A 592-nucleotide genomic window follows, 5' to 3' on the forward strand; every position below is an offset into this window, starting at 1 on the left:
CCTGAAATGGAAAAACGGCTGCGCTGGTACTGGCGTAACCCTTCCGATCTTTGCCCGTGGCACATGGATGAAACCTACGTGAAGGTCAATGGCCGCTGGGCGTATCTGTACCGGGCCGTCGACAGCCGGGGCCGCACTGTCGATTTTTATCTCTCCTCCCGTCGTAACAGCAAAGCTGCATACCGGTTTCTGGGTAAAATCCTCAACAACGTGAAGAAGTGGCAGATCCCGCGATTCATCAACACGGATAAAGCGCCCGCCTATGGTCGCGCGCTTGCTCTGCTCAAACGCGAAGGCCGGTGCCCGTCTGACGTTGAACACCGACAGATTAAGTACCGGAACAACGTGATTGAATGCGATCATGGCAAACTGAAACGGATAATCGGCGCCACGCTGGGATTTAAATCCATGAAGACGGCTTACGCCACCATCAAAGGTATTGAGGTGATGCGTGCACTACGCAAAGGCCAGGCCTCAGCATTTTATTATGGTGATCCCCTGGGCGAAATGCGCCTGGTAAGCAGAGTTTTTGAAATGTAAGGCCTTTGAATAAGACAAAAGGCTGCCTCATCGCTAACTTTGCAACAGTGCC

1 protein-coding gene is annotated in these 592 nt (G+C 52.7%); it reads left to right on the forward strand.

All coding sequences use genetic code 11. The annotated features are described in order from the left end of the window. The coding region (locus tag F0Q32_RS25060; protein ID WP_040235300.1) for an IS6-like element IS26 family transposase at positions 1 to 540 on the forward strand (540 nt) is incomplete at its 5' end. Positions 541 to 592 lie beyond the last annotated feature (52 nt).

Origin of the sequence: Pseudocitrobacter sp. 73 (assembly GCF_008369545.1) — a bacterium.
Classification (GTDB): Bacteria; Pseudomonadota; Gammaproteobacteria; order Enterobacterales; family Enterobacteriaceae; genus Pseudocitrobacter; species Pseudocitrobacter vendiensis.